The 26,079-nt window shown below is 54.2% G+C and carries 22 protein-coding genes and 3 pseudogenes; 15 read left to right on the top strand and 10 right to left on the bottom strand.

Annotation, left to right across the window (positions count from 1 at the left end; translation table 11 throughout):
• Positions 1-165: 165 nt before the first annotated feature.
• The 5 genes and pseudogenes from AC4ANK_RS24420 to AC4ANK_RS24400 form a co-directional block, all read left to right on the top strand.
• Positions 166-882 (top strand): annotated as a pseudogene (locus tag AC4ANK_RS24420) (PAS domain-containing protein); the annotation flags it as partial.
• Positions 883-924: 42 nt separating this feature from the next.
• The gene (locus AC4ANK_RS24415; RefSeq protein WP_369812071.1) at positions 925-1,479 is read left to right on the top strand and encodes a methyl-accepting chemotaxis protein; all 555 of its coding nucleotides are present in this window, start codon (positions 925-927) and stop codon (positions 1,477-1,479) included.
• 174 nt (positions 1,480-1,653) lie between these two features.
• A complete protein-coding gene (locus AC4ANK_RS24410) occupies positions 1,654-2,577 on the top strand; it encodes a hypothetical protein (RefSeq protein ID WP_002552101.1) in 924 nt (307 codons plus the stop codon).
• Positions 2,492-2,929: a hypothetical protein gene (locus AC4ANK_RS24405; protein ID WP_223216189.1), complete on the top strand. Its 438-nt coding sequence runs from the start codon at positions 2,492-2,494 to the stop codon at positions 2,927-2,929. The genes AC4ANK_RS24410 and AC4ANK_RS24405 overlap by 86 nt, the downstream gene beginning before the upstream one ends.
• Positions 2,930-2,954: 25 nt before the next feature.
• The gene (locus tag AC4ANK_RS24400; RefSeq protein WP_460384287.1) at positions 2,955-3,815 is read left to right on the top strand and encodes an SH3 domain-containing protein; all 861 of its coding nucleotides are present in this window, start codon (positions 2,955-2,957) and stop codon (positions 3,813-3,815) included.
• Positions 3,816-3,825: 10 nt separating this feature from the next.
• Here AC4ANK_RS24400 and ycaC read toward each other — a convergent pair whose 3' ends face one another.
• The 3 genes from ycaC to AC4ANK_RS24385 all read right to left on the bottom strand — a co-directional run bounded on the left by ycaC (position 3,826) and on the right by AC4ANK_RS24385 (position 6,738).
• Entirely contained in the window at positions 3,826-4,452 is a 627-nt protein-coding gene (gene ycaC / locus AC4ANK_RS24395) for an isochorismate family cysteine hydrolase YcaC (RefSeq protein ID WP_005777887.1), read from the bottom strand.
• A 154-nt stretch (positions 4,453-4,606) separates the two neighbouring features.
• Positions 4,607-6,178, bottom strand: a complete 1,572-nt coding sequence (locus tag AC4ANK_RS24390; protein ID WP_460384289.1) for an alkaline phosphatase D family protein — start codon at positions 6,176-6,178, stop codon at positions 4,607-4,609.
• Positions 6,175-6,738, bottom strand: coding sequence for a GNAT family N-acetyltransferase (locus tag AC4ANK_RS24385; RefSeq protein WP_002552106.1), 564 nt, complete (start codon positions 6,736-6,738; stop codon positions 6,175-6,177). The genes AC4ANK_RS24390 and AC4ANK_RS24385 overlap by 4 nt, the downstream gene beginning before the upstream one ends.
• 188 nt (positions 6,739-6,926) lie before the next feature.
• Here AC4ANK_RS24385 and AC4ANK_RS24380 point away from each other — a divergent pair, with 188 nt between their 5' ends.
• From AC4ANK_RS24380 to AC4ANK_RS24350, 7 genes and pseudogenes are all read left to right on the top strand, one after another.
• Positions 6,927-7,334, top strand: coding sequence for an ExbD/TolR family protein (locus AC4ANK_RS24380; RefSeq protein WP_002552107.1), 408 nt, complete (start codon positions 6,927-6,929; stop codon positions 7,332-7,334).
• Between the two features lie 2 nt (positions 7,335-7,336).
• Positions 7,337-8,104, top strand: coding sequence for an energy transducer TonB family protein (locus AC4ANK_RS24375; RefSeq protein WP_044423823.1), 768 nt, complete (start codon positions 7,337-7,339; stop codon positions 8,102-8,104).
• A gap of 20 nt (positions 8,105-8,124) precedes the next feature.
• Positions 8,125-8,493, top strand: a pseudogene (locus tag AC4ANK_RS24370) (Plug domain-containing protein); the annotation flags it as partial.
• 63 nt (positions 8,494-8,556) lie between these two features.
• Entirely contained in the window at positions 8,557-9,567 is a 1,011-nt protein-coding gene (locus AC4ANK_RS24365; RefSeq protein ID WP_031596629.1) for a tyrosine-type recombinase/integrase, read from the top strand.
• A gap of 23 nt (positions 9,568-9,590) precedes the next feature.
• Positions 9,591-10,580 (top strand): integrase, encoded by a 990-nt coding sequence (locus AC4ANK_RS24360; protein ID WP_460385135.1) that lies wholly within the window; start codon positions 9,591-9,593, stop codon positions 10,578-10,580.
• A gap of 20 nt (positions 10,581-10,600) precedes the next feature.
• Complete coding sequence (locus AC4ANK_RS24355) at positions 10,601-11,581, top strand: IS5 family transposase (RefSeq protein WP_044424202.1); 981 nt, start codon at positions 10,601-10,603, stop codon at positions 11,579-11,581.
• Between the two features lie 125 nt (positions 11,582-11,706).
• Positions 11,707-12,903: pseudogene (locus AC4ANK_RS24350) on the top strand (tyrosine-type recombinase/integrase); the annotation flags it as partial.
• A 167-nt stretch (positions 12,904-13,070) separates the two neighbouring features.
• Here AC4ANK_RS24350 and AC4ANK_RS24345 read toward each other — a convergent pair.
• The 7 genes from AC4ANK_RS24345 to AC4ANK_RS24315 form a co-directional block, all read right to left on the bottom strand.
• Positions 13,071-14,423: a glutamine synthetase family protein gene (locus AC4ANK_RS24345; RefSeq protein ID WP_002556119.1), complete on the bottom strand. Its 1,353-nt coding sequence runs from the start codon at positions 14,421-14,423 to the stop codon at positions 13,071-13,073.
• Positions 14,424-14,523: 100 nt separating this feature from the next.
• Complete coding sequence (locus tag AC4ANK_RS24340) at positions 14,524-15,489, bottom strand: homoserine O-succinyltransferase (RefSeq protein WP_031595893.1); 966 nt, start codon at positions 15,487-15,489, stop codon at positions 14,524-14,526.
• A 67-nt stretch (positions 15,490-15,556) separates the two neighbouring features.
• A complete protein-coding gene (locus tag AC4ANK_RS24335) occupies positions 15,557-16,159 on the bottom strand; it encodes a LysE family translocator (RefSeq protein ID WP_031595892.1) in 603 nt (200 codons plus the stop codon).
• A gap of 53 nt (positions 16,160-16,212) precedes the next feature.
• Positions 16,213-17,058 (bottom strand): gamma-glutamyl-gamma-aminobutyrate hydrolase family protein, encoded by an 846-nt coding sequence (locus AC4ANK_RS24330; protein ID WP_002556122.1) that lies wholly within the window; start codon positions 17,056-17,058, stop codon positions 16,213-16,215.
• Positions 17,058-18,119: a fatty acid desaturase family protein gene (locus AC4ANK_RS24325; protein WP_031595891.1), complete on the bottom strand. Its 1,062-nt coding sequence runs from the start codon at positions 18,117-18,119 to the stop codon at positions 17,058-17,060. The genes AC4ANK_RS24330 and AC4ANK_RS24325 overlap by 1 nt, the downstream gene beginning before the upstream one ends.
• Positions 18,120-18,147: 28 nt before the next feature.
• Positions 18,148-19,470: an O-acetylhomoserine aminocarboxypropyltransferase/cysteine synthase family protein gene (locus tag AC4ANK_RS24320; RefSeq protein WP_460384293.1), complete on the bottom strand. Its 1,323-nt coding sequence runs from the start codon at positions 19,468-19,470 to the stop codon at positions 18,148-18,150.
• 1 nt (position 19,471) lies between these two features.
• Complete coding sequence (locus AC4ANK_RS24315) at positions 19,472-20,623, bottom strand: 2-aminoethylphosphonate--pyruvate transaminase (protein WP_002556125.1); 1,152 nt, start codon at positions 20,621-20,623, stop codon at positions 19,472-19,474.
• A gap of 736 nt (positions 20,624-21,359) precedes the next feature.
• On the opposite strand from AC4ANK_RS24315, the gene iaaM reads away from it, so the two are divergent.
• From iaaM to AC4ANK_RS24300, 3 genes are all read left to right on the top strand, one after another.
• The gene (gene iaaM / locus AC4ANK_RS24310) at positions 21,360-23,033 is read left to right on the top strand and encodes a tryptophan 2-monooxygenase (protein ID WP_031595889.1); all 1,674 of its coding nucleotides are present in this window, start codon (positions 21,360-21,362) and stop codon (positions 23,031-23,033) included.
• Positions 23,034-23,069: 36 nt separating this feature from the next.
• The gene (locus AC4ANK_RS24305; RefSeq protein WP_460384295.1) at positions 23,070-24,410 is read left to right on the top strand and encodes an amidase family protein; all 1,341 of its coding nucleotides are present in this window, start codon (positions 23,070-23,072) and stop codon (positions 24,408-24,410) included.
• Positions 24,411-24,488: 78 nt separating this feature from the next.
• Positions 24,489-25,853, top strand: coding sequence for a carboxyl transferase domain-containing protein (locus tag AC4ANK_RS24300; RefSeq protein ID WP_460384297.1), 1,365 nt, complete (start codon positions 24,489-24,491; stop codon positions 25,851-25,853).
• Positions 25,854-26,079: the final 226 nt, after the last annotated feature.

Raw genomic sequence — 26,079 nt, 5'->3', positions numbered from 1 at the left:
CGCCTTGCACATTCGTTATCAGCCTGCCCATTCAAGGTTCCGCAATTGCAGGCCCCGGTTATGCGGGGAACCCACATCAATTCAATCTGCCATCATCAGACGAAACGCCTTAATCCCGTCTACGCTTAGGCCGATACATACGTACAACCCACTACTGGTGCCGTCATGTTCAACACTCGCTTGAAAAAGGAATTACAGGCACAACACGCCGAGTTATCGATGTATCGGCAAATGCAGAAAGGGATGGACGCGCGTATGGTGTCGCTGAGTCTGGACGCCAACAACCGTATCGTCCATGCCAATGACAACTTCTTAAGGGCGCTTGGTTATTCTACCGACCAGTTGCTGGGCAAGGATCTGGACCAGATGGTGCCGTCCTACGTCAAACAGCTCGATTGCTACCGTAACCTCAAGCTGGCGGTGCAGAAAGGTGAGTCGGTGATCGACAACTACCGTTTTCTGCATGCCAACGGCAGTCTGGTGTGGATTCGTGCCATGTGGCAGCCGGTTTTGGATGACCAGGGCAAACTGGTGACCTTGCAATGCTACGGGTCGGACATCACCCAGACCGTCGAGACCGCTGCCGAGAACTCTGCGTTCATTCAGGCATTGCTGCGCTCTACCGCCGTGATCGAGTTCGATCTTGGCGGCCACGTGCTCACGGCCAATGATCAGTTTCTGCGTGGCATGGGTTACAGCCTGGCGCAGATCAAGGGCAAGCACCACAGCATGTTCTGTGATCCGGCTGAAACTTCACTGGCACCGTACCGGGAGTTCTGGGCGATGCTCAACCGCGGCGAGTTCGTCGCAGGGCGCTTCAAACGTATCGACAGCAGCGGGCGTGAGGTCTGGCTGGAGGCTACTTACAACCCGGTTCATGATGCTCAGGGCAAACTCTACAAGGTCGTCAAGTTCGCCACGCTGGTGACCGATCAGGTCGCCCGCGAAGATGAAGTCAGCCAGGCGGCCAGCGTGGCGTTTGAAATCTCCCAGCAGACCGACGTCAGCGCCCAGCGCGGCGCGGATGTGGTGCAGAACACTGTGCAGACCATGCGCAAGATATCCGAAGAGATGCAGTCGGCATCGTCGGGCATCGAAGCACTGGGCAAGCAGTCTCTGTTGATCAGCTCCATCGTGCAGACCATCGGCGGCATCGCCCAGCAGACCAACCTGCTGGCGCTCAATGCCGCCATCGAGGCCGCGCGCGCCGGTGAGCAGGGCAGGGGCTTTGCCGTGGTCGCCGATGAAGTCCGCCAACTGGCCGGCCGCACCAGCGCCGCGACCGAAGAGATCGTCAGCGTCGTGCAGCAAAACCAGTCGCTGGCCGATGAGGCGGTACGCGGCATGGCCAACAGCCGCACTCAGGCGGAACAGGGTCTTTTGCTGGCCAACGAGGCGGGCGCGGTGATCGTCGAGATTCAGGAGGGGGCCAAACAGGTGGTAGGCGCAGTGGGTCGGTTTGCCAATCAGTTGAAGTAGCAGCTGACGTCACTGTCGGTATTTCAGGTGTTGCAGGGCACGGACGACCGGCAACACCTGATAGCTCTGGCATCATTTTTGGACGGCAGGCAGAATGCGCCGCAGTTGGTCAGTGATCACCTTCGCACTCAAGTGTTGTGAATCACTGGTTCCACTCTGACAAGGATTGGTTGGATGCTGCTTGCTGTACTTACCGTTCTCAATGCCCTTTGCCTGATCGGTGGCTTGCTGTTCAACGCAGAGTTGTTGAACAAGGCTGGCGCCGATATTCCCCTCAAAAACCTGCAGGCGCTGGAAATATACGGGCAGAGCCTTGCCGCAGTGAGCGTGTGCCTGGCGGCCTGGCGCCTGTGTATCTGGGCTCATGGGAAATGGGGACATCAGCAGCATCTCATGCGCTCCATCCTGCTCAGTACCGTGGTACTGGCCCCGTTGACCTGGTGGGTTCAGGGTGTGGTCCCGGACGCGATTGCTGAAGCGTTTCCGGCCGATCTGCGGGTTTACAGCCTTTACGCCTACGTGACGAAAAAAGGCCTGCTCTACGATTCGGTGCAGATACCCGGCATTCCCTATCAGGAATATCGCGACAAGGGCGAGGGCAAGGCCTTCATCGCCAATCTTGGCGTACTCATGAGTGTTCAGGGCTCGTACGTCGAGCAGATTGGCCACAATTTTCAGGGCTTCGCCCAAACCGTCTTCAAGGGCTATACCCGACGCAACGCCGATAGGCTCTACAGCCGGCTGCAAGCGGAAGTCATCCCGGTCTTTGACGATATCGCCCGTGAATACGCAAAGGTAGAAGCCTTGCGGCGCTCTGGCGTAGCGGGCAATAAACGCAAACCGCTTGCCCTCCCGAACGCAGCCCTGCAACAGGACCCGCCGAGCGCCGAAGACTACGCGTTGGCGATGCCTTCAGGCCTGCGTACCCGTCAGGCGATGGCCAACACTGCGCAGGTGCGCGGCATGGCGCGGCATGGCGCGTCAGGTCCTGGGCCCGCTCTACGTGGAAGGAATGGACCTGCTTGTCACGCCCAATCAGTTCAACACGTACCTCAATGGCATCGCCAGCAACATGGCCAGCGACGTTGCGCGCACTGATGTGCATGGCGCACAGAGCCTGAGCGTCCTCAAAAACATGTGGTTCGTACCCTGGTCGTTGCTGAGTGGTCTTTTCATGGGCGCGCTCAATATCGTCGGGTTGTTGTTGTCGACCGTCGAGCAGCGCGCGTTCATACAGAAGAGGCTTGTCGCCGTCAGAGCGGCAGCGGTGGCCCTGATCGTGATGGTTCCATTGCTCGCCGGCAACGCAATCATTCAATCGCCAGGCTATCGCACTGCGTTCAAGGACATCGAGGCCGGCCCGACCCTCATGGCCGGTGTCTTTCATTGGGCGATGTCTGCAGAAGCCATGTTGTACAACTTGACCAGACCTCTGCTCGACGCCGAGTGAAACGTTTCAAAAGGGAGCAAGCCCCGTGCGCAAGAAATTCGTTGCATCAATTCTGGCGGTAAGCATCGCCACCTCAGTCACCGGATGCGCGCAGATGGGCATCAGCAAGGAACAGGCGGGTACTGTGATCGGCGGTATCGCCGGTCTGGCGGTCGGTGCAACGATGGGCAAGGGTAACGGTCAGATCGCAGCCGCGCTGATCGTTGCAGGCATCGGCGGCTATATTGGTAACCGCATCGGTCAGTTGCTCGACGACAGGGATAAACACGCACTGGCGCTGCGCACTCAGGAAGTTCTGAGTCAGCCCGCAACTCCTGTAGCGCAGCCCACGGCCATCTGGCGTTCCGATCACTCCAATGCAAGCGCCCGGATCACGCCAGGCCCGGAGTTCAAGGCGGTCCGGACCATCGATGTCAAACGCACGCCCAACATTCAGGGCGTGCCGTCGATGAAGCTTATCAATCAACCCTATGTCACCCGGTCTACCCTCAACGTGCGCTCTGCACCGAACATGAACGCTGACAAGGTGGGCAGCCTGCCGGGCAATACGCAATTCACTGCCGTGGGTTCTACCGGTGACTGGATTCTGGTGGGGCGCAAGGGCGTGACCGTGGGCTACGTGCACAAGGACTACGTGATGACGCAGTCCGATGCCGATACCAGAAAGAGGCTTGCTGCAGTCAGGTTCGATGATATGAATGTGTCGGCCAGCAAAGAGACTGAAGCATTCGATCTGGGCTCAATCTCTTCCTTGCCCTCTGGCAAAACAGCGGCCGAGACTACTTGTCGACCGCTTTCTGTAAGCCTGGAAGCCAACGGTGGCACCACTGAAAAGCAGGAGAACACATTCTGCAGGCAGGCCAATGATACGTGGGAGTTGATTTGACGCAGGGCCTCTACCGGGCAGTCAGTGCCGAATAACTGTTCATCAGGTTACGGTAGTTCGGGATCCGCTCGGACAGCAGGTTGCCCAGCCCTTCGATATCGTTGCGCCAGTCACCTTGCAGCTCACAGGCCACCGAGAACCAGTTCATCAACTGCGCACCTGCCTGGGTCATACGCGACCAGGCGGCTTGCTGGACAGTGGTGTTGAAGGTGCCGGATGCATCGGTGACCACGAAAACTTCAAAGCCTTCAGCCAGTGCCGACAGGGTCGGAAAGGTCACGCACACGTCAGTCACTACCCCGGCGATGATCAACTGCTTGCGGCCGGTCGCCTTGATCGCCTTTACAAAATCTTCGTTGTCCCAGGCGTTGATCTGGCCTGGACGGGCGATGTATGGCGCATCGGGGAACATGGCCTTGAGTTCCGGCACCAGCGGGCCGTTGGGGCCTTGTTCGAAACTGGTGGTGAGGATGGTCGGCAGTTCGAAGAAGCGGGCCAGGTCAGCCAGGGCCAGGACGTTATTCTTGAACTCGTTCGGCGTGAAGTCCTGTACCAGCGAGATCAGGCCTGTCTGATGATCGATCAGCAGCACGATGGCGTCATCTTTGTTCAGGCGGCTGTAAGGGGCGTTTTTCATGGTCAAGTCCTTTCGTTTGGGTAGGTGAGGTGTGGCGTTCAACGTGGGTTCAGATTAGTAGCTCACCGGAAAGGGAAAAAGCGCCTGACGCGCGTTTTACTGTCTCTTCACAGTGGACGATACTGTCCCAAGTGCTGCCCTCCCTACGAATCGCCTACCCAGAAACCGCCCCGGCCTTGCCAGCCTCCACCGCAAAGCGTTTGAGCGTCGACACACTGGCAGCGGGGTCGAGCACATCCGACACCACCTGGAAGCGGGTCAGCATCTGCTGCTCGCTGAGGTCCACCGCCACGTAGCCACGCTGGCGGCTGTCAAAGAACTTCACATGGGGGTTGAGCCCCAGAATGCTGTTGAAGGCGTCGAATGGCGGTCCGCTGGATGTCACCGAGGTGCCGACGAATTCAGTGGCGACGACGGCTGAGTCCGGATTGCCCGCATCGGCGTGCAGGTCGGTGGTCCAGAACGAATGGATATCGCCACCCCAGAACACCGGGTTGCGGGTCTGCTGGCGTTGCAGGGATGCCAGCATGCGCTCGCGGGTCGCCGCGTAGCCGTCCCAGCCGTCGGTCCAGTGGCCCAGCGCCTGCGTTTTGAGATTGCGCTGTTCCAGTGGAGCGACCAGCAAGTCCTGGGCAATGACATTCCATTGTCCAGGTGATTCAGCGAAGCTGCGGTCCAGCCAGGCTTCCTGTTCCCAGCCGAGCATGGTGCGTTTCGGGTCACTCAGATCCGGGCAGTCGCTGGGCGCTACGTAGCCTCGACGGCTGCCGTTGGCCTGGATGCATGCCTGTTCGGAGCGATATTGCCGACCGTCGAGTACATGGAAACGTGCCAGGCGGCCATAGTCCAGGTTCCGGTAAATACGCATGTCCGGTCCTTTGGGCAGGCTGCTCGCGCGCAAGGGCATGTGCTCGTAAAACGCCTGATAAGCGGCGGCTCTGCGACGTAGAAAGCTGTCCACCGGAACATTCGGGTCCTGGGACCACTGCGCCGCGTAGTCATTCTGTACTTCGTGATCGTCCCAGGTGGCCACGCTCGGCGCGCAGGCATGCAGCGCATGCAGGTCAGGGTCGGTCTTGTACTGCGCGTATCGGTTGCGATAGCCCGCCAGGTCCATCGGGTCTGAGGTGGCATGGCGGCGCGGGAACTGTATGTTTGTGGGAGAAACGTTCATTTCATAGATGTAGTCGCCGAGAAAGAACACCATGTCAGGTCGCTCCGCAGCCAGGTGCCTGTAGGCGCTGAAATATCCCGCCTCCCAATGTGAACACGACACGAAGCCGAACCGTGCCGAGACCATGGCGGTTGCCAGCGGCGCAGTGCAGGCCTGACCCACGGCGCTTTGCGCGCCCAGACTTTCGAACTGATACCAATAGGGACGTCCAGGCTGCAAACCGCCCACTTCAATATGTACTGAATGAGCAAAGCGCGGTTGAGCGGTCGCTTGCCCCGTACGTACGACGCGAGTCATCGCTGCATCGCTGGCGATTTTCCAGCGTACTTCGACGGGTTTTTTCAGGCCGCCGTCGCCCGTGGCTGTCATCACCTGTGGCGCCAGGCGTGTCCAGATCACGAAGCCGTCAGGCAGCGGGTCGCCGGATGCCACGCCCAGCGTGAACGGATAATCGACACCTGCGCTGCGGGCAAACGGGCTGAGGATCGATAGCAGCGTGGCACCGGCCACGCCGGTAATGATGCGTCGGCGATCCGGATTGAAGTCAGTCATTGCGCGGCCTCTGCTGGTTCGTACTGCGAGCGCAACAGCCCGAACAGCAACATGTCTTTGAAAACACCGTTCTTCAAAAATGCTTCTTTCATACAGCCTTCATACGACAGTCCGCACTTCTCCAGCACCCTGGCGCTGGCCATGTTGTCGGCAAAGCACTGACCGGCGATGCGGTTGAGGTTCATGACGGTGAAGCCATGCATCAGCAAACCCTGCACCGCCTCGCTGGTGTAGCCCTGATTTCGGTAATCGGCACCGATCCAGTAACCCAGGTTGCCGCTGCGATGCGAGGTTGACAGGCGCAGTGAGACGACCCCGGTCAGTTCCCCGGTTTCCTGGGCATGAACCCCCAGGCTCAATGTTCGTCCAGCGGCGAATTGTTCCGGTGCATCGGCAATGAACGCCTGTGCATGCTCCAGGGTATAGGGCGAGGGGACTGTGGCCGTCATGTTCGCAATCACGGGGTCGTCAGCCAGTCGCGACAAGGCGCTGGACTGCTCGGCTCGCAACGGGCAGAGCAATAGTCGTGAGCTGCGGATACTGGGCATATCGAGACGCATCCCGGGTTTTCCGTTGAGTTGAATACTCAAGAATTGCCGCGTTTCCATGGCGTTTTTATGACGGCTGCGAGAAACATTTTAGTGCCATCAAAAGAGCTTACAAAGGCCATGTAACAGTCATGTAAACCTAACTGATCGGTCATATTCGGTTGCTAGATTCTCGGCCTCTGACAAGAAGGGCGGATGGTATGAGAACGTGGGACGAACCTAAAAAACGCAAGGCGCACATCGAACTGATCCCGATGATCGACGTGATGATGTTTCTGCTGGTTTTTTTCGTACTGGTCAGCCTGAACGTGATTCCGGCTCTGGGGATGAAAACCCAGCTGCCGAGCGCCAGCAGTTCACAGCAGCTCAAGCCGCAGAACAAATCGATCCTGACCCTGGGCCTCAACGGCGAATTACAGCTTGATGGCAAGGCGACCACAGTCGAGGCTCTGGTGCCTGCCTTGAAGGCGCTGGAAAAGCCCGATACTAAAACCACCATTATCGTCAACAGTGACAAGGGCGTTGAGGTCGCACGTCTGGTCGAGATCATGGACACCTTGCGTCTGGGTGGCTTTACCTCGGTCTCCATTGCCACGCGTAAATCCTGACCATGTATGTCCTGTTTCGTGTACGTCAGTGGCTCGCAGGCCTGCCAGCGCTGGTGGCGCTCATCGTGATTGTGATGGGGGTGCAGACGCGGGCCCTTAAGGTAGAGCCGGTTTATGACCAGTCAGCCGTGGAGCTGGCGTTGATCGAGCCTGAGCCTCCAGCGCCAGAGCCCGTGGTGCCGACCGAGCCGCTTCCGGTTCAGCCTGAAGAGCCGCCACCAAGGCCGCCCGTGGTGGAAAGCGAAGACGCCGAGCCTGCTCCGCCACCGCCCAAGCCCATGCCTAAACCTGTGCCCAAGCCCGTGCCCAAGCCCAAGCCGGAACCCAAGCCGCGCCCGGAACCGGTGCCCAAGCCAGCCCCGGCGCTAGTAAAGCCCGCCGAGCCGGTCCAGGCCCCCAGTAAGCCTGTGGCCAGCGCTGCCGTCGCGCCGCCTCAGCCACCGGCGCAGCCGAAAGTAGACACGCAGGGCCTCGAAGGCGGCTACCTCAAAGGGCTGCGTAACGATCTGGATGGCTACAAACAGTACCCGACCGGACGCCAGGCCTCACTGGAGCGTCCGAGCGGCGAAGTGGTGGTGTGGTTATTGGTTGATCGCCAGGGGCGAGTGCTGGACTCCGGCATTCAGACCCAGGCGTCCAGCATGCTGCTCAACCGCGCAGCAGCCAACAGTCTGCGACGCATCAAGCAAGTCAAACCGTTTCCCGAGCAAGCCTTCGGCGGGCGTAGCGAACAGCGCTTCACCGCCACCTTCAACTACAGCGTGCAATAGCACTGACAAGGAACAGAGTGATGAAGCTTTCCAGAATTCACCTTGCGTTGGTCGCCGCTGGCATGAGCCACGGCATGGCCATGGCTGATTCGAGTGCCAGTGACGTCGGCACCATTGGCGTACAAGGGAAGGCGACGGTTGGCGGTGGCTACATGGTTCAGGAGGAGAGCATCAAGGCGCGCTCCACGGTGACCAAGGAGGCGCTCGACAAGCAGACCGCAACAGGTAACGCGATCGATAAACTCAAGTACACGCCGGGCCTGAATATCTCCAGTGAAGATGCCACCGGCCTGTCGGGCTTTCGCTTTACCATGCGCGGCCTCAACTCCGATCAGGTCGGCATGTCGGTAGACGGTATGCCGATCAACGACTCTGGCAACTATGCACTGTAGTAAGTTAGGTGGAATGCTTCTGGGCTACGCTTATTCTGTCGACGTTCTGGGGGATTGGCCATGGCCTCTACTGCCTCTTATGAGCACGTGCTTCACCGCTACCCTAGCGTTCAGGAATGGCTGGAACTGCTCGGGAACCTGGGAAGAGCGCCGGCTACCTTGGAGGCGTATGGCCGGGGGTTAGCGCACTACCTGCTCCACTGCGAGGCCTCCAGTCTGGAGGCTGAATCCATCACATTTGAGCAAGTCACGCTCTACATCCGTCGGCTACTGCCCGGGCAAGAAAACGCGGTGGCGAACTCGACCTTGCACCAGCGCCTCACCGCGATCCGCCTGTGGTACGACCACCTGGTGTTTCAGGGGCGTTGCGCACAGAATCCGGTACCTCGCGGCCAGCACGGCCGCCTGTGTCAGATCCCTGGACATTCAGGGTTTGTGAGAGGGCTGGTGCCTCGCCTGATAAAGCTGCCCGACATCCCCACGGATGAGCAGTGGCGTTACTTTCTCAGCATTGCGGCCAGGTCGTCTATTCGTGATCGACTTATGCTCTCGTTGGCGTACTGCGGTGCGCTCCGTCGTGCCGAACTGGTGGGCCTGAGAATCGAAGACCTGGATCTCGCCCATCGACTCATTTCAGTGCGCGCAGAAACGACCAAAGGCCGACGCAGCCGTGTCGTGTGCTACAGCCCTGACATTGCGCCGATACTTGGGACGCATCTTCATGCCCTTCGTCTGGCCGGTCGGTCGAAAGGAGCCCTGTTTCGATCCGAGTCTGATCGCAATCGAGGTTCGGCACTCACGCGGTGGACGTGGAGTAAAACGGTAGAAAGATGGGCCAGAGACTCAAATCTGTCATGCCTTAGCACACACACTTTTCGTCATCTGCGACTCACGCATTTGGCTCGTGCGGGGTGGAAACTGCATGAGTTGACGGCCTATGCAGGTCACCGGGATCCGAAGACCACCTTGATTTATGTGCACCTGTCGGGCGCGGACCTGACTGCAAGATTGGCGCATTCGGTGGGTAGTCTGGACGCCCGACTGTTCGCTGAACTCTTCAAGTCGGAGTAATCGTCACGGGAGCATTATTGACCATGAGCTACGTGCCATTTGATGTGGATCATTATGAGCGTCAAGAGGAATTGTCGGATCTGGAGCGCACCGTACTCTCGAATCATCTCTGCCGTTCCGACTGGCCCTATCTGCGATCGATAATGCTTACGCTTATAAAGCCCTTGATTGACCTCGTCGCCCACAGCGGTGTTTCGGATCGATTAGCCGTTCCTTCAGTGGCGGCCATTCTTTGGCAGGTCAGCAAAACCGGTATGCCTTATTGGTGCTGGTCAGAAACGCAATGGCTCACTTTGCTTAACACCCGTGCCGGTTCTCGTCCCTATCTTGCTACAGTCGCTTACCATCTGGGCGGTTTCCATACGCCTCAACGCATTGCTAAATTTCGCCAATCTGCAATTTACGCATCATTTATTTTTGGACACGAGATATTCGAATCTGAACATGCTCGTTTAAGCGCGGAGTTAAAATCGCTGGGGTATAAGGCCCGTCACCTCGACCAATTCGTGACCAGTGTGCTCGGTGCACTGATGTTGGAAAACGGCGACCCCCGTCTTGAAACCTTCACCGAGGCGCTTTTGCTAAAAGGCCAAGCGCATCGAAGCGACGGTGTGGCAAGGTTGGTTGGAAAAGTTTCACACGGACTCGCCGCACTTGGGATTTTGGAAAAGCCATTGCGCATGCGCGGCTACGTGAGTTGGCGTGAAAAAAGTATTGAGGGTATCGATCCTGCCTGGGCGCGATGGTGTCGTCGATGGCGAGACACCTCCACCTTGCGTCCCCGCACTCGAGAAAGTAACTATAGCTTTATTTTGAGAACCGGCATCTGGCTAGCGCGTGAACAGCCTTTGGTGAGTTCACCTTTCGACTGGAGCATGTCGACCTGCGCCGCGTTTATTGCAGCAGTTGATAGGATGACGGTCGGTGAGTGGGCCCTGGAGTCGGCTCGTGATACTAAGTTAAAGGGGTTAGGGAATCTCCGAACAAGTCCCGGTTATGCGAAAATCGCCTGACCACCTGATCCGAGCCTCCCATGAGCCAGATGAGCTTTTCCGATTTCGAATATGCCAGCAAGCGCAAGCAGACACGCCGCGAACGCTTCCTCGCCGAGATGGATCAGGTCGTCCCCTGGACAGGTCTGCTGGGCCTGATCGAACCGTTCTACCCCAAGGCCGGCGGTGGCAGAAAACCTTATCCGCTGGAAACCATGCTGCGCATTCACCTGCTGCAGAACTGGTTCTCCCTGAGTGATCCGGCCATGGAAGAAGCGCTCTACGAAATCACCCCCATGCGCCAGTTTGCACGCCTGACGTTGAGTGCGCCGATACCGGAAGACACCACGATCATGAACTTCCGGCACCTGCTGGAGAAACATCAACTGGCTCCTGCAATCCTCGCGGTCATCAACGGTTATTTGCAGGAAAAAGGCCTGTCGCTGCGCCAGGGCACCATCGTCGATGCCACCATTATTCATGCCCCAAGCTCGACCAAGAACAAAGACGGCGAGCGTGATCCCGAGATGCATCAGACAAAGAAGGGTAACCAGTATTTCTTCGGTATGAAGGCCCACATCGGCGCTGACGTTGAGTCTGGACTGGTTCATCACGTCCATGGCACTGCGGCCAATGTGGCCGATGTCACTCAAGTCGCCGAACTGCTCCACGGGGAAGAAAACGCGGTCTATGCGGACGCTGGCTACACCGGTGTCGAGAAGCGTGAAGAGCACGAAAATCGTAACGTGATCTGGCAAATCGCGGCGCGGCGCAGCACGTATTCCAAGCTGAACAAACGCAGCCTGTTGTACAAAGCCAAGCGCAAGATCGAGTACTGCAAAGCGCAGACACGCGCCAAGGTCGAGCATCCGTTTCGGGTCATCAAGCGCCAGTTTGGTTACGTGAAAGTACGCTTTCGTGGGCTGATGAAAAACACGGCCCAACTGACCACGCTGTTCGCCCTGTCGAACCTGTGGATGGCTCGAAAGCGACTAATGGGTTTGGGTGAGTTGCGCGCTTAACACGGAAAACCGAGCGAAAAACGCGCTCGACTCACACTGCATCAGACCGTTTTCAGAAAAATAGCGCTATGTGCCTGGCAAATTACGGCTTGCCACCGCTGCGCGGCAAGTTGATCGGAGCATCCTTAGGTCAACCGATTGCTGCCAACTCAAAACGCCATTTTCTTCATGCCCTGCGGCGATTTTTTATCGACTGTGAGCTATGGGGATGGGGGCGTTTAAATTTCAGTCCGCGTCATCATTTGGCTACCCCGCTTACCGTCGCCTTCAATTCAGCGATCAACCCACGTGTGATTGACGACTCAAGCTGGCTCAAGTTGATTTGGGCCAGCCTGAACTTGGAGCGTAAGGACTTACTCTCGGAAATTCACTACCCCTTAGCGATGATGCAGGCTGTGGCTGTGGTGTGGACACACACCGGGCTACGCAATAATGAAATTATGCGACTGTCCATAGGGTGTGCGCATGCCCAGCCCCATGAGGTGGTACACGACGACGGAACCACAATTCCACCAGGGACCTTGTGCTACCTCGATATTCCAGCCAGCAAGACGTTCAAGGCTTTTGTCAAACCCGTGGCGGTGGTGGTTAAAGAGCGAATCGACGCCTGGCTTCAAGAAAGACCGGTGAACCAGGCACCGCTTATGGATGAACGAACCGGGGAGAAGGTTAGTTACCTGTTTCAATTTCGGGGCAAGCGCATGGGCGCGGGAGTCATCAACCGTACGATTATCCCGATGCTATGTGCAAAAGCAGGTGTCCCGCTAGACGACAGTCGGGGTCGTATTACCAGCCATCGGGGGCGCGCCTCGGTCGTGACTGCATTGGCGAGCGTTCCGCAGGGTATGTCGCTAATGGAGCTGATGCAGTGGTCTGGGCACAGTTCGCCCAGTTCTACGCTCCACTACATCCGCATCCGCCCCACCAAGCTGGCGGCAGCATTTGTTAAAGCGGATCAAATGTCGCACATGGTGTCAGTGCTTATCGACCACGACGTAATCGCGCGCCATTCATCTGATCCCTATACCTTTTATGATCTGGGCGATTCGTACTGTTCAAATCCGTTCTGGAGCAGTTGTCCCCATCGAATGGCGTGTGCCGGCTGTGATTTTAATGTTCCTAAAGCCAGCGCCCGAGCGCAGGCGTTGGAAAGTAAAACCTCCATCGGACATTATCTGGAGGCCGTGCCCCTGACGGCCGATGAGCGGGCTATTGTTGAAGGTGACCTGGCAAAATTGGATGGACTTATACGCAAGCTCGATGATGTGCCGACGCTGGATGGCAGAACACCCAGTCAAATCGAGGCGAAAAAAATTCGATAATCATGGGCGTCCTAATTCGGCGTTTGTCTTGATTCCTTTTGTGCGGAATGAGATGTAATTGTCCATACTTATCTCTCAAAGATATGCAAGCTCCGCCCGTAATCCCCCTGCGGGATCGGGAACAACAGAGACAGATAAGGCAGTAAAAAGACAGTGATCGGCGTCTTTCAACTTCTTTCAAATCCTCTGGACAACTCCCAATCAGTAATGCATCGATCATGTTCTGCTTGTTCCCACTGTGCCGCGTGAACATAGTGGTCCACAACCTCGTTTCCCAAAACCTCGCGCAGCCAGGCCGACTTCGAAGCAACTTCAGTAGCTGCTCGCAGCGTTTTGGGAATTTCTGGTAGCTGAGCATCCCGATAGCCATCCCCGACGAACGGCGATGGCAGATTCAGGTTCTCTTCAATACCCGACAGACCTGCGGCAATAAGGCCTGCGAACGCAAGGTAAGGGTTCAGATCCGCACCGCCTATACGGCACTCTGCTCGGACTGCGCTTGAACCTTCGCCACAGACACGGAAGCCAACTGTACGGTTGTCGTGGCTCCAGGCGACCTTGGTCGGTGCAAAGGTGTCCATCTGAAATCTCTTGTAGGAGTTGATATAGGGGGCCAACAAGAGGGTAATGTCTTTCGAATATTTCAGCAGACCTCCCAAGTAGCTTTTCATCAACGCAGACATACCGCTGGGGGCTGACGCATCGTAAAAAAGCGGCTTTCCGTCCAGAGACCAAAGTGATGAATGGACATGGCACGAGGAGCCGGCGAGCTCATAATTCCACTTGGCCATGAAGGTGATCGCCTTGCCATGCTGCGCCGCTATCTCTTTGCTACCGTGTTTGATGAGGACATGGTGATCTGCCATTAGCAAGGGATCAGCATAACGTACATTGATTTCTCCTTGACCCGCCCCGCCTTCTCCTTTGGTGCATTCAACTGAAACGCCTGCCCCGTAAAGTCCATTTCTAATCGGACGCATAACAGACTCTTGACGTGTCGTCGACAGGATATGGTAATCCTGATTATAGGTTCCGAATGTCTCCAGATTGTTGTAATTCTTTTTTGTTATTGCATCGTAAGTTTCATCAAACACATAAAATTCCAGCTCCGATGCGAAACCGGCGCACAGGCCCAAATCAGCTAATCGGCGCAACTGTTTCTGCAGAATTTGTCTAGGCGAATGAGCCGTAGGCTGGCCAGCGGCATCAAATATATCGCAGATTACTAGTGCGGTTGCATCCAGCCACGGCAGTGACCGCAGGGTTGACAAATCTGGCTTGAGAAGGAGATCTCCGTACCCTCTTTTCCAACTGGCACTGCTGTAACCTGGCACAGGCAGCATCTCCAAGTCATCGGCTAACAAGTAATTGCATGCGTGAGTTTCCTGATAGCCGTGCTGGACAAAAAATTGTGCGTGACAGCGCTTTCCCATAAATCTGCCCTGCATGTCAACCATGCAAACAAGTACCGTATCGATTGAACCAGAGGTAACTGCGCGTTGTAATTCTTCAAATGTCATATTTGTAATCCCACCAAGTGACCAAGGACGAGTTCTTATTTAAACTGGTTTTGCCAAGCGGCATTTGCAGGAAAAGCAGTGATACCCCTTCGACCAGGCCTTACGTTCCGGATCGCGAAACTTCCCCGATTGAAGGCGTGCGAGAGCTATCTTGACCAATGTCGTTCAAGTCGGCCGGTGTCGTTTGAGAAATCTGATTGATCCAATTTCCGAACAAGAGATGGGCGTGGCTGCGCCACTGATTTTTGGGGAGTAACGCTTCACAGTCCTCGGGAAAATAGTTTCTCGGACGATGAACGCATCTGCCTGCCTCTCTGTCGCGAAAATATTCATCCGCCAGTGAGTGCGAGTCATATTCGATATGATTGAAGAAATGAAGGGCGTGATGATTGGGGTCATCGAGCAAACATAAGCCAGTGTCTGGCGAGTCAATCAGAACGGATATACCGCTGTTGGTCGGGATATCGGTGTACCGCATCTCCGTCCAGCGTGAGACCGGGATGTTGAAGTCGTCAGATAACCCCTTCAGGTAAGGAGACTTGTTTTCGACGCCGTGATGCTTGAATACGCCAAAGGCTTTCTCATTCAGTGTGTACTTGGGCATGCCATGAAAATAATGCATAGCTGCCTGAGCCCCCCAGCAAATATTAAAGCATCGGTGAACGTTGGTTTGCGTCCACCGAAAAATGTGGGTTAGTTCATGCCAGTAATAAACTTGCTCGAAAGGAATCGTTTCGACCGGTGCTCCGGTCACAATGAACCCGTCAAACTTCTGTGCCTGGATATCGTGCCAATCTTGATAAAACGATGCTAGATGCTCGTGCGGCGTGTTTTTGGGTGAATGGCTAGTTATTTTGACCAGTGTCAGTTCGACTTGCAGCGGGGTAGACCCCAGCAAACGTGCGATCTGTATTTCTGTATCTATCTTGTTTGGCATAAGATTCAGCAAGCCTACGCGCAACGGCCGGTGAAGCGGACAGACCGTGCTGTCATTATTCATCACCATGACGCCTTCTGTCGCGAGTGTGTAACCTGCGGGTAAACCTTTGGGAACTATGATCGACATGGGCTTCCAGCCTCCTTTAGGTTTCGTGCCGTACACCGATAACTCATCGGCATTTCCATTACCGCCATCAGGAAAGCATCACCAGACAAAGCGCGACCGAGGCGTAAATAACTCCAGTTATCCGATTGATTATGGATTCGTTATTGAAGGCTGCGCGTGCCTTTTGCGCGAGGAACATGTAGCCGCCGTAGATCATCAGTGAAATAATCATGCCGACCAGGCTCAACGTTATCGCTTGATGGATGTACGACACATGTGGGCTGATGAAGGTAGGGTAAGTAAGCAAGGTCGCTAACCAGCCTTTCGGGTTGGTTAAAGCAACGAGCAGCGAATCGATAAACATCTGCCTTGGACTCGAAACGATAACATTTGTCTCGCTCGGAGACGGCTTTGCAAAGAAAGTGCTGATCGCAAGGTAGGCAAGATAGATTGCCCCAAGCCATCGCAGGTAATTCAGAACCCAAGGGTGATCGCGAATGATCAATCCGACACCCGAAAGCGCGACTACCGCGTGGATTGCGGTTGCCAACCCGAAACCAAATGAACAGGGGACTACCGTTTTTGTTCCATATTTGAGAGCTTGGGCGACGGCAAACGCGACGTTTGGGCCGGGCACAGCAACGGCCGACGTGAAAGCAACAATAAACAGGACCAGCAACTGTAAATCCATAAGTCCGCCAGACTCACACTGAATACATAATTAAAATAGATAAAGTACGCAACTCATTGAGTTGATTCACCCGATCCCCTTGGCGGTGGCCTTGTTGACTGGTAAGCCTGGCATGCACTTCCAAATGCTTTGAAAACCTTCTGACTTGTGACGTCGGTGGTCGCATGCCATTCAGGGTGCCATTGCACTGCGAGCTGGAATGTTGATGACGTCTTGTATGAAAGCGCTTCGATCACGCCGTCCGAGGCGACCGCCTCTATCTGCACACCGGCGCCTACTGTGGTGATGCCTTGGTTGTGCAATGAGTTAACGTATAGTTCAGAGCTTTCTACAATTGGCGACAGTCGTCCGACTGGCATGACGCTGATTGTATGTGTGGGAAGGTACTGTTGATCACGGGGCACGTTAGGCAGCTCACTGTGTGAAACGCTTTGAGTTAACGCCGATAAGTCGGGATGCAGCTTGCCGCCACGATGAACACTCATCTCTTGCAAGCCACGGCAGATGCCGAGAATCGGCATATCGAATTCGATCGCAACAGACAATGCAACACTCGAAAGACGATCCCTCGGCCGGTCCCGCTCGCCTGGAACAACATCGTCTGCGGTGCAATGCCAGGCCAGTTGTTTGTCGAAGATGTTCGGATCAAGATTCGATTCGTCGCCGGTCAACACGAGACCGTCAAGACGCCACATCACATCACGGAATTTGCGCAGGGTTTCTTCCCTGGACAGGTTGCCGTCGATGGTAGGGATGATCACGCACTCAACGGACGCGTAGCGTTCTAGTGCCTCAATATAACGCCGCCGCAACCAGTCACGGTGAACACCATCATGGAGTTGCCGATTTGCCGACACGCCGACTACAGCACGGGTCGCATCAAAATATTTGTTAGTCATTATGCCTGCTCCGGTGTGTCAGGCGACGCATGTTGCGCTTCGTAGAGACGCTTATTGCGGTCGAGCAATTGACTGATCACGCTGGGCTGCCCATTAGGCCCTGATACAAACAAACCGCCCCAGCACTTTGCGATCTCTGCATATTCCGGATCGCGCATACGGATCTCTTGTGCTCGTTTTAGCAGCCAAAATGGTACGCCTGGCGAAAGATGGTGCTCCAGATGATATTCGTCGAAGTTGACACCAAAGAGTACTCGCTCCATCAAGTTACCTTTTCTGTTTCGAGTGAGATAAATATTTTGGTTCTCTGTTTCGCACATTGGAGAGTGTTCGGCGATTTCAGTAAACCAACCCAGTATTTGAAACGTGGTCAAATAAGGAACCAACCAGAACAGAAGCAGCAGGTGCACGTTATCAGTCATGACGAAGCCAGCGATAACGGTTACCCAGAAGGCCACGAAGCCATAGGTGTCAATAACGGCACCGTGTTTATTAACGCTCTTGTCTTGCTTGTTCGAAATCAGAAAGCGGTTGTGCCACAGGTATTTCAAATAGCGCAGTGTGGCCCCGCCTAAAATAGCCTTCCAGACAATAGAAAACTTGTACTCCCGAGGCTTTCGAACCTCATAGACACCGGAAGCGATGAAGAATTGCAAATCCGGATCTTTTTCGGGATCGCCCAGATGCGGATGGTGAAGATGCACATGAGAAACGCGATAAGCCCAATGCCGCTGAAAAATCGGGTAGGCCGCAAATATTGTGCCTAGAAAGTGGTTCCACCACGTGTTTTTCGCGAGTATTCGATGTGCAGCATCATGCGAGATCGTCGTAAGTCCTCGCTGATGCGCGCCAATCATTAGCACAGCAATCGGGTAAAACCACTCACTGATGTTCAGCGTGACAAACACACAAGTCAGTATGACTAAGTAGTCTTTTAGTATATACAGCGCGCCGGTAATATTATCAGGCCTTAGTTTAGCCAACTCGCGCATGATGTCGCGAGAAAACTGAAATGTATTAAACCGTTTGTTGCGTAGCTTCCAGAAATCAGACGTTTCCATGAAGTTATCCTCCCTGCCGGATTGGCTGTCAAACGGCGTCGAGACCGCGCTTGATATCCTCAATCACGTCATTCACATTTTCGATACCGATGCAAAGACGGATTGATCCGTCAAATATACCTGCGGCTTCGCGCTGTGTTTTCGGAACGGTGGTGTGGGTTGTAGAGACGGGGTGCGTCACCAGTGTTCGCGCATCACCGACGTTCGATACGTGGTACATGAGCTTGATATTCTGAATGAACGTCCGACCTGCCGCCTCGCTGTCCAATTCAAACATGATCATTGCCCCATAACCGACATGAACGTCTACTAATTCATCCGTCATTTCGCGATCTTGTCCGGTGAAGAGTCCTGGATACGAAACACTCCTGACTTTGGGGTGCCGTTGCAGAAAATCTGCCACTATTGTGGCGTTTTCGCAGTAGCGCTGCATGCGTAAATGAAGTGTTTCCAAACCTTGAATTAATTGGAAACTCGAAAGCGGGCTAATCGCGGCACCGGTATCGCGAAGCCATGTCATGCGTGCTTTCAACAGGCAGGGGCTCCCACTCAGGTCGTCCAGTTGTTTAACAGCCTCACGCCAGAGTATTCCCCCGTGCGCCTCATCCGGCCCATTGAATAACGGGAAACGGTCAGAGTCGTCGAAGTCGAACGTGCCGTTATCGGTCACTAACCCACCGAGAGTAGTGCCATGGCCGCATATATACTTTGTCGCAGAGTAGGTTGTAATGGCGGCGCCAAGCTTAGCGGGACGGCACACCAGAGGCGTGGTCGTGTTATCCACGACTATGGGAATACCTAGGCGCTTGCCGATGTCGGAAAGTTTTCTGAGCGGTAAAGGTACAAGACACGGATTGGAAAAAATCTCGCCAAAGAAGGCAATGGTTCTATTATCGGCTTGCTGCTCAAACGACGAAGGCTCACGTGGGTCTGCTGATCGCGCTTCAATTCCAAGTCTTTTGAAGGTGTTAAATAATAAATTCCATGAGTTTCCATATAGATACTTTGAAACGACTATGTTATCGCCTGGACGCCCACTGCACAAATTTACCAGAGCAAGAAAAGTCGCAGCCTGCCCTGAGGCCACGGCCAAGGCATCAACTGCACCGTCGACAACTGCATACCGCTGTTCAAGAATGCGCGTAGTAGGGTTAATGATGCGTGTGTAAGTAAAACCGTCACTTTTTACATTGTAAATGTCTGCAATTCGGGCCAAGTCACCGTCAAGTTCGTAAGCTGTCGTTTGGTAAATAGGCACCGCGACGGCCTTGGTAGTGGGGTCGTGACGATAGCCCGCATGCAAAAGCGCCGTTTCCACAGACATACTGTTATCGTGAATAATGCGTGACATATTACAAGCTCCTTCTGACGAGTGCTGATCCAACACGTTCCGGTGCCATGGGTTTACTATTCGTTTTATCAAAAAACTCCCGAAATGCATCGCCTAGCAAACGTATCCACAGGGGTTTGATTGCTCCGATACATCCGACCCTAAAGCTGCGCGTCTGAGCATGCATTTTTGAATAGATGTAGAGGTTGTAATCTACGAGGTGCAGGTAAAGTTTATTGAAGTCTTTAGGGGTATCAATAATACCATTCGCAGTCAGCGCCAGACAAACGGGGGAGCGCACTTCAGCGCTCAACAGTGGCGACGCATAAGGTGTGGTTACGCGAATTATTTCGTCCCGCACTGAGCAGTAACGTTGCCCCCGATTAGCCACGCCTTCCAGACTCAACTCTTCCAGAGCTTTCGTACATGCCTGGACCACGTGCGTGGGAGGCGTCGATCTCCACTCTCCGGTCTGCTCAAGGCTTTTCCATTGGTCACGGACATCAAGAACAAACGAACTCATTGAATGCTCTTTGGCCCTGAGCAAGTCGAGATTCGCTATGACGAACGCCACACCTGGCGGACCCTCAATGCATTTATTGCTGGACGTTATGAGTACATCGAAACGGGCTCTTTTTGCGCTGATATCGACGGCGCCGAAAGAACTCATTGCATCTATAATGGTTTTTATACCCCGCTGCGTTGCCAGATTAACGATGGCTTCGAGTGGATTGAGCACACCGGTGGTTGTTTCACAATGAACGAAACAGATGTGTGTAATCGATAGATCCTGCTCTAAGTAAGCGGCGATGTCGATGACTGACAGCGCCTCGTGACTCGGGGCTCTGATACAAACCGCCTGAACGCCCCGTAATTTCAGAATTTTCAGGATCCGCTCACCATAGATGCCGTTGATGCATACGAGCGGTCGATCAGACGACGAGATGAACGACGTCAATGCGGCCTCAATACCGTAAGTACCGCTACCCTGGACTGGCACTACCGAGTGCGAGCCACAGCCATCGATCAGATCTAAAATCCGCTCACGCATCAGAGCGGTAATGTTTTTGAACGCCTGATCACGTGATCCCATATCAAACTGCATCTGCGCTTTGACGTCGTCGGTTAACGACAATGGACCCGGTGTCATTAAGTAATGATGCTGCGTAGACATATAACATTCCTTATTATATGAGAGTCTGATCTTGGTTCAGCGTCAGTAGTCTTAATATGTATCGCGCATCTATTGACTAATAAAAGTAGAGCGCCCTCAAAAAGCTATCACCCTTAGAGACTTTCGAGAACGCGAATTTCCTCTGTATGTTAGCATGACCGATGCATGCTATTGGATCCAACTGCCCTTTGGTTACATGAACTTATTTCCTAAAGGTCTCCAGGTCAAGCTTTTCTATAGAACGTTTTTTCATATAGGCCAGTTAATCTGCCTGCAAGACTTGGCAACGAGCATCTTAGTATGTCGAATACAATATGATAGTTATTGAGCTAACTATGCTGCCTCTCTGATATCACAGCTTTCGCTTCGATGGTGAGCGGGGAATGCAATCTTTGTTCAAAAACCTTGACTCGTCGTATTTGAGGGGATAGCCTTAATCTGAGCCTGATATCGGATCCGATTTATGCGGGTATTTAGCTCTAACAACTAGGCGGAATATTGCGTTGGAATGATCGACGCGGTTGTATTTTGATGGTGGTTAAAGTCATGCTGATTGGCTTATTTGTTGGGCATATTTTCTTTCCCTGACAGAAATTTGGCTGTGCTTTGGAGCCTTAGGGTTGCTCTGAAGTAGGCATCTTGGATTTGGCGACTGCTGTGCACAGCTGTCGTTTCAGCTTTAGTTTAAAAATCGTAACCGGGCAGCACGTCAGGTTGAAGAGGATAGCGTCAGGTTATGGATGACCATTTTAATTCGCCCAGTATTGATATTTTGTACGACTACGGTCCCTTTCTGAAAAAGTGTGAAATGACGGGAGGCATAGGCAGCTATTCATCCGGAACTCCCACCCCTCGGGTAGCGATAGTCGGTGCCGGCATCAGTGGGCTGGTCGCTGCAACTGAACTATTACGCGCGGGAGTCAAGGACGTTATTTTATATGAATCGCGTGATCGGATCGGGGGGCGGGTATGGTCTCAAGTGTTCGATCAGACTCGTCCGCATTACATAGCAGAAATGGGTGCGATGCGCTTTCCTCCCAGCGCAACTGGCCTTTTCCACTACCTGAAAAAGTTTGGTATTTCAACGTCGACCACCTTTCCGGATCCTGGTGTGGTGGACACGGAGCTGCATTACCGTGGTAAACGCTACTACTGGCCAGCGGGCAAAAAGCCGCCCACATTATTCAGGCGAGTTTATGAGGGGTGGCAGTCTTTATTGCGCGATGGTTACCTCCTTGAAGGCGGTTCTTTAGTTGCCCCGCTGGACATTGCCTCCATGCTCAAGTCGGGTCGTTTGGAAGAGGCAGCGATCGCATGGCAGGGATGGCTCAATGTATTCCGAGATTGTTCATTCTACAACGCGATTGTCTGTATTTTCACCGGCCCCCACCCGCCAGGCGGTGACCAATGGGCTCGCCCTGAAGACTTTGAGCTGTTCGGCTCGCTTGGCATAGGCTCGGGTGGTTTTCTGCCAGTCTTTCAGGCTGGCTTCACGGAAATACTCCGGATGGTCATCAATGGATACCAAAGTGATCAGCGACTGATTCCGGACGGGATATCCAGTCTGGCCACGAGACTCGCTGATCAGGCATTTGACGGCAAAACGTTAAGGGAGCGCATTTGTTTTAGTCGGGTAGGCCGCATTTCCAGAGACTCTGAAAAAATCATCATCCAGACAACAGCAGGAGAACAGGGCTTATTTGATCGAGTGATTGTCACTAGCAGTAATCGAGCCATGCAAATGATTCATTGCCTCACGGACAGCGAGCGCTTCCTGAGTCGTGACGTCGCTCGTGCTGTCCGCGAAACCCACCTGACCGGATCATCGAAGCTTTTCATTCTCACCCGTACCAAATTCTGGATAAAAAACAAACTTCCGACCACCATCCAGTCGGACGGCTTGGTGCGCGGCGTCTATTGTCTGGATTATCAGCCCGATGAACCTGATGGCCACGGAGTTGTTCTGCTCAGTTACACGTGGGAAGACGACGCTCAAAAAATGCTGGCGATGTCTGACAAAAAGACACGTTGTCAGGTACTGGTTAATGACCTCGCTGCGATACATCCGACGTTCGCCAGTTATCTCCTGCCTGTTGAGGGGGATTATGAGCGGTATGTATTGCACCATGACTGGCTCACCGATCCCCATTCTGCGGGCGCTTTCAAACTCAATTACCCCGGCGAGGATGTTTACTCGCATCGATTGTTCTTTCAACCGATGACAGCGAACAGTCCCGATAAAGACACGGGGCTCTATCTGGCTGGCTGCAGTTGCTCTTTTGCCGGAGGGTGGATCGAAGGTGCTGTCCAGACAGCATTGAACAGTGCCTGTGCCGTGCTGCGCAGCACCGGAGGGCAGGTGTCAGAAGGCAACCCGCTTGACTGTATTAACGCCTCCTATCGCTATTAGCAGTCCTGAGAGAAGCGCTTATACAGGGAGAAGAGTATGCGCGAAATGATCACACTTGAATCGCTGTGCCGGGCATTGGCCGATGAACAGATTGCGGCTGAAGAGCTGCGCGGGCGGGCGCTCGACACTGAGACCCGCTTGACCCTTTTGAACTGTTTCATACGCGAGGGTGATGCGGTCAGCCAGTTTGGCGAGGCTGATCAAGCAAGGAAGGGTACTTCACTCTGGGGCGTGCCAGTTTCCTTCAAGGATAATATCTGTGTTCGCGGTCTGCCGTTGACGGCCGGGACGCGAGGGATGTCCGGTTTCATAGCTGGTCAGGATGCTGCGATTGTCAGTCAACTCAAAGCCCTCGGGGCTGTGGTTGCTGGCAAGAACAATATGCACGAACTTAGTTTCGGGGTGACATCCATCAATCCTCATTGGGGAGCCGTGGGAAACCCCGTTGCCCCCGGGTATTGTGCCGGGGGCAGTAGTGGTGGAAGTGCCGCCGCAGTGGCAAGTGGAATCGTTCCGCTGTCGGTGGGGACCGATACGGGGGGCTCGATAAGAATACCGGCGGCTTTTTGCGGCATTACGGGCTTCAGACCCACTACTGGACGCTTGTCAACGGCAGGCATTATCCCTGTTTCTCATACAAAGGATTGCGTTGGGTTACTGACACGAACAGCAGGCGACGCCGAATTTGTGTATGGGCTGTTGTCAGGCAAGCAGCAGTCTTTTCCTCTGAGCAGGACGGGTCCCTGTCGAATCGGCCTACCGGTCTCCATGTGGTCTGATCTGGATGGCGAGGTGGAGAGGGCATGCGTTAATGCACTCAGCCTGCTGCGCAAGACAGGGTTCGAGTTTGTTGAAATTGATGATGCCGATATTGTGGAACTGAACCAGACACTCACGTTCACCGTTCCGCTTTACGAATTCTTTGCCGACTTTGCTCAGTCATTGCTCTCCTTGGGCTGGAAGCACGGTATCCATCATATTTTTGCGCAGGTTGATGATGCCAACGTAAAAGGCATCATCAATCACCATCTTGGAGAGGGCGCTATAAAACCGGCTCACTATTTGAGTTCACTGCAAAATGGCGAGCTGTTGAAAAGAAAAATGGATGAGCTATTTGCTCGTCATCATATCAAGCTCCTGGGGTATCCCACGGTACCTTGCCGGGTACCTCATCTGGATCATGCTGACCGACCAGAGTTTTTCAGTCAGGCCATTCGCAATACCGACCTGGCCAGCAACGCGATGCTCCCCTCTATAACGATTCCCGTCGGGCCGGAAGGGCGGTTGCCGGTCGGCTTGAGCTTTGACGCGCCCAGAGCGCGAGATGCTTTTTTACTGAGCAACGTGAGTCTTATAGAGAAAGTATTAAAGGGTTGAGGTTTCAGTTGCCGACGCTTGTTGACGGGGTGTCGCGGTGTCGGCGTTTATCTACGCAAACCGACGTCAGGAGTTTCGATGAGCGTTTCCGAAAGACGCGTCTCTAGGTTGTTTGATCCAGGTAGTTTCAAGGAGGACCTCGAGGGCCAGAACACCCATTTCATCTGCGGGGCAGGAACGATCCACTCAATCAAGACCTATGTTGCGATGAGTCGCGGTCGTGACTGCGAGTTTCAAAGCAGTCGGCAATGGAGTACGGCTCAGCAAATTATAAAAACGGTAGGTTTGGCACGAGCTGCTGAAGCCCCGCTTATCTATATTCAAGATAAAATCGGGGGTAATAATGATACTGAAGGCTTTGATACAGCCAGGGTTTTTTCTTCAGATATGTCAAGTTTGCTTCTTTCCCCGTCCGGGATGGGCAGCGTCAGCGCATCGCTGGCAGAGTTGGCAAAACTCAATTTGCTGATGTCCGTGATTTTAGGGCCGACATCAGGGCCTTTGGCGTTACCTGTGATGCTCGCCGATCTGGTGCTGATGACTCGTCGAGGAGCTCTGTGTATGGGACGACCTGACATGGTCAAGGCGATGCTCGCTCAACAGACCGATCTTTATTCCCTCGGCGGGTCCGATATCCACAGTACCGCGTCTGGGTCCGTGCACTTGGTTTTTGACGACGAGGCTGATCTGTTCGCCGATCTGAGAAAACTGCTCTTATATCTGATTGCTGGAAAAAGCTCGACGTACGGTGAGTTTTCAACCCCACTTGAAGTGGATTTCAACCGCCTGCTGCCCCCGTCTCATAATATTCCTTTTGATGTGCAGCATCTGGTACGTTCATTTGTCGATAGCGACAGCCTGATCGAAATCGGTGCCTCTCATGCGCCTGAGGTTTTAGTCGGGCTGGCCACCTTGCAAGGGCAGGTTTTTGCCGTGGTTGCCAACAACTCCGCGCATGGCGGCGTCATCTACAAAAGGACCGCCCGTAAAATGATTCATGTCATTGAGCTGGCTGGGAAAATGAGCTTGCCCATTTTGTTTATCGCAGATATTCCTGGGATCATGATTGGGGAAGAGGCTGAACGCGATGGGATTTTTGCCGCTGTGGCAGATTTATTCAGAGCACATACCCGATGCAAGGTAAAAAAATTATTGTTGGTTGCTCGGAAGGCGTACACCGGTGGTGTTTATGCCATGAGCGGGCCAGGCTTTGAACCTGTCGCCGTGCTGGCCTATCCTGACGCCAATATAGGCGTTTTCAGTACCCTTACCATGGAAAAGATCATCAAGTCCTCAAGCATGACCGATGCGCAGAGAGCTGTGGTGTCCGCATTGGATGAAGAAATCAGATCTCCGCTATTGCTCAAAGAAAAGGGCTTGATTACCGATGTCATCAGTGTGCGAGATACACGGGAAGCAGTGTTCAAGTATCTGTTTCATTAGGAGTGTTCCCATCGACTTGCGGGCGCAGCACGGTGAGTCAAAATTTCTCAACTCGCGCCTACGCGCTGAAAGGCGAGCGATACATCGTGCAGTGGGGGCCTTGTCGCCTGGTCTACGTTGTCAAGCTCGAAACTTGCTCATACGGCAAAGCGAACAGCTTGGTCAGAGGGGCCTGTTTTTCATATGGAGGTCCTCAGGTTACGGACTGCGTCAAGTTGATTTTCCA

The organism is Pseudomonas sp. Pmew2 (assembly GCF_058129885.1).
Note: the sequence above shows the minus strand (reverse complement) of the source record. Positions and strands in the feature narration are given on the sequence as shown.

Coding starts and splice junctions, on each gene's coding strand:
- AC4ANK_RS24410 (WP_002552101.1), top strand. CDS start 1,654: ATGCTGCTTGCTGTACTTACCGTTCTCAATGCCCTTTGCCTGATCGGT.
- AC4ANK_RS24405 (WP_223216189.1), top strand. CDS start 2,492: ATGGACCTGCTTGTCACGCCCAATCAGTTCAACACGTACCTCAATGGC.
- ycaC (WP_005777887.1), bottom strand. CDS start 4,452: ATGAAAAACGCCCCTTACAGCCGCCTGAACAAAGATGACGCCATCGTG.
- AC4ANK_RS24390 (WP_460384289.1), bottom strand. CDS start 6,178: ATGACTGACTTCAATCCGGATCGCCGACGCATCATTACCGGCGTGGCC.
- AC4ANK_RS24385 (WP_002552106.1), bottom strand. CDS start 6,738: ATGCGTCTCGATATGCCCAGTATCCGCAGCTCACGACTATTGCTCTGC.
- AC4ANK_RS24380 (WP_002552107.1), top strand. CDS start 6,927: ATGAGAACGTGGGACGAACCTAAAAAACGCAAGGCGCACATCGAACTG.
- AC4ANK_RS24375 (WP_044423823.1), top strand. CDS start 7,337: ATGTATGTCCTGTTTCGTGTACGTCAGTGGCTCGCAGGCCTGCCAGCG.
- AC4ANK_RS24365 (WP_031596629.1), top strand. CDS start 8,557: ATGGCCTCTACTGCCTCTTATGAGCACGTGCTTCACCGCTACCCTAGC.
- AC4ANK_RS24360 (WP_460385135.1), top strand. CDS start 9,591: ATGAGCTACGTGCCATTTGATGTGGATCATTATGAGCGTCAAGAGGAA.
- AC4ANK_RS24355 (WP_044424202.1), top strand. CDS start 10,601: ATGAGCCAGATGAGCTTTTCCGATTTCGAATATGCCAGCAAGCGCAAG.
- AC4ANK_RS24345 (WP_002556119.1), bottom strand. CDS start 14,423: ATGACATTTGAAGAATTACAACGCGCAGTTACCTCTGGTTCAATCGAT.
- AC4ANK_RS24340 (WP_031595893.1), bottom strand. CDS start 15,489: ATGTCGATCATAGTTCCCAAAGGTTTACCCGCAGGTTACACACTCGCG.
- AC4ANK_RS24335 (WP_031595892.1), bottom strand. CDS start 16,159: ATGGATTTACAGTTGCTGGTCCTGTTTATTGTTGCTTTCACGTCGGCC.
- AC4ANK_RS24330 (WP_002556122.1), bottom strand. CDS start 17,058: ATGACTAACAAATATTTTGATGCGACCCGTGCTGTAGTCGGCGTGTCG.
- AC4ANK_RS24325 (WP_031595891.1), bottom strand. CDS start 18,119: ATGGAAACGTCTGATTTCTGGAAGCTACGCAACAAACGGTTTAATACA.
- AC4ANK_RS24320 (WP_460384293.1), bottom strand. CDS start 19,470: ATGTCACGCATTATTCACGATAACAGTATGTCTGTGGAAACGGCGCTT.
- AC4ANK_RS24315 (WP_002556125.1), bottom strand. CDS start 20,623: ATGTCTACGCAGCATCATTACTTAATGACACCGGGTCCATTGTCGTTA.
- iaaM (WP_031595889.1), top strand. CDS start 21,360: ATGGATGACCATTTTAATTCGCCCAGTATTGATATTTTGTACGACTAC.
- AC4ANK_RS24305 (WP_460384295.1), top strand. CDS start 23,070: ATGCGCGAAATGATCACACTTGAATCGCTGTGCCGGGCATTGGCCGAT.
- AC4ANK_RS24300 (WP_460384297.1), top strand. CDS start 24,489: ATGAGCGTTTCCGAAAGACGCGTCTCTAGGTTGTTTGATCCAGGTAGT.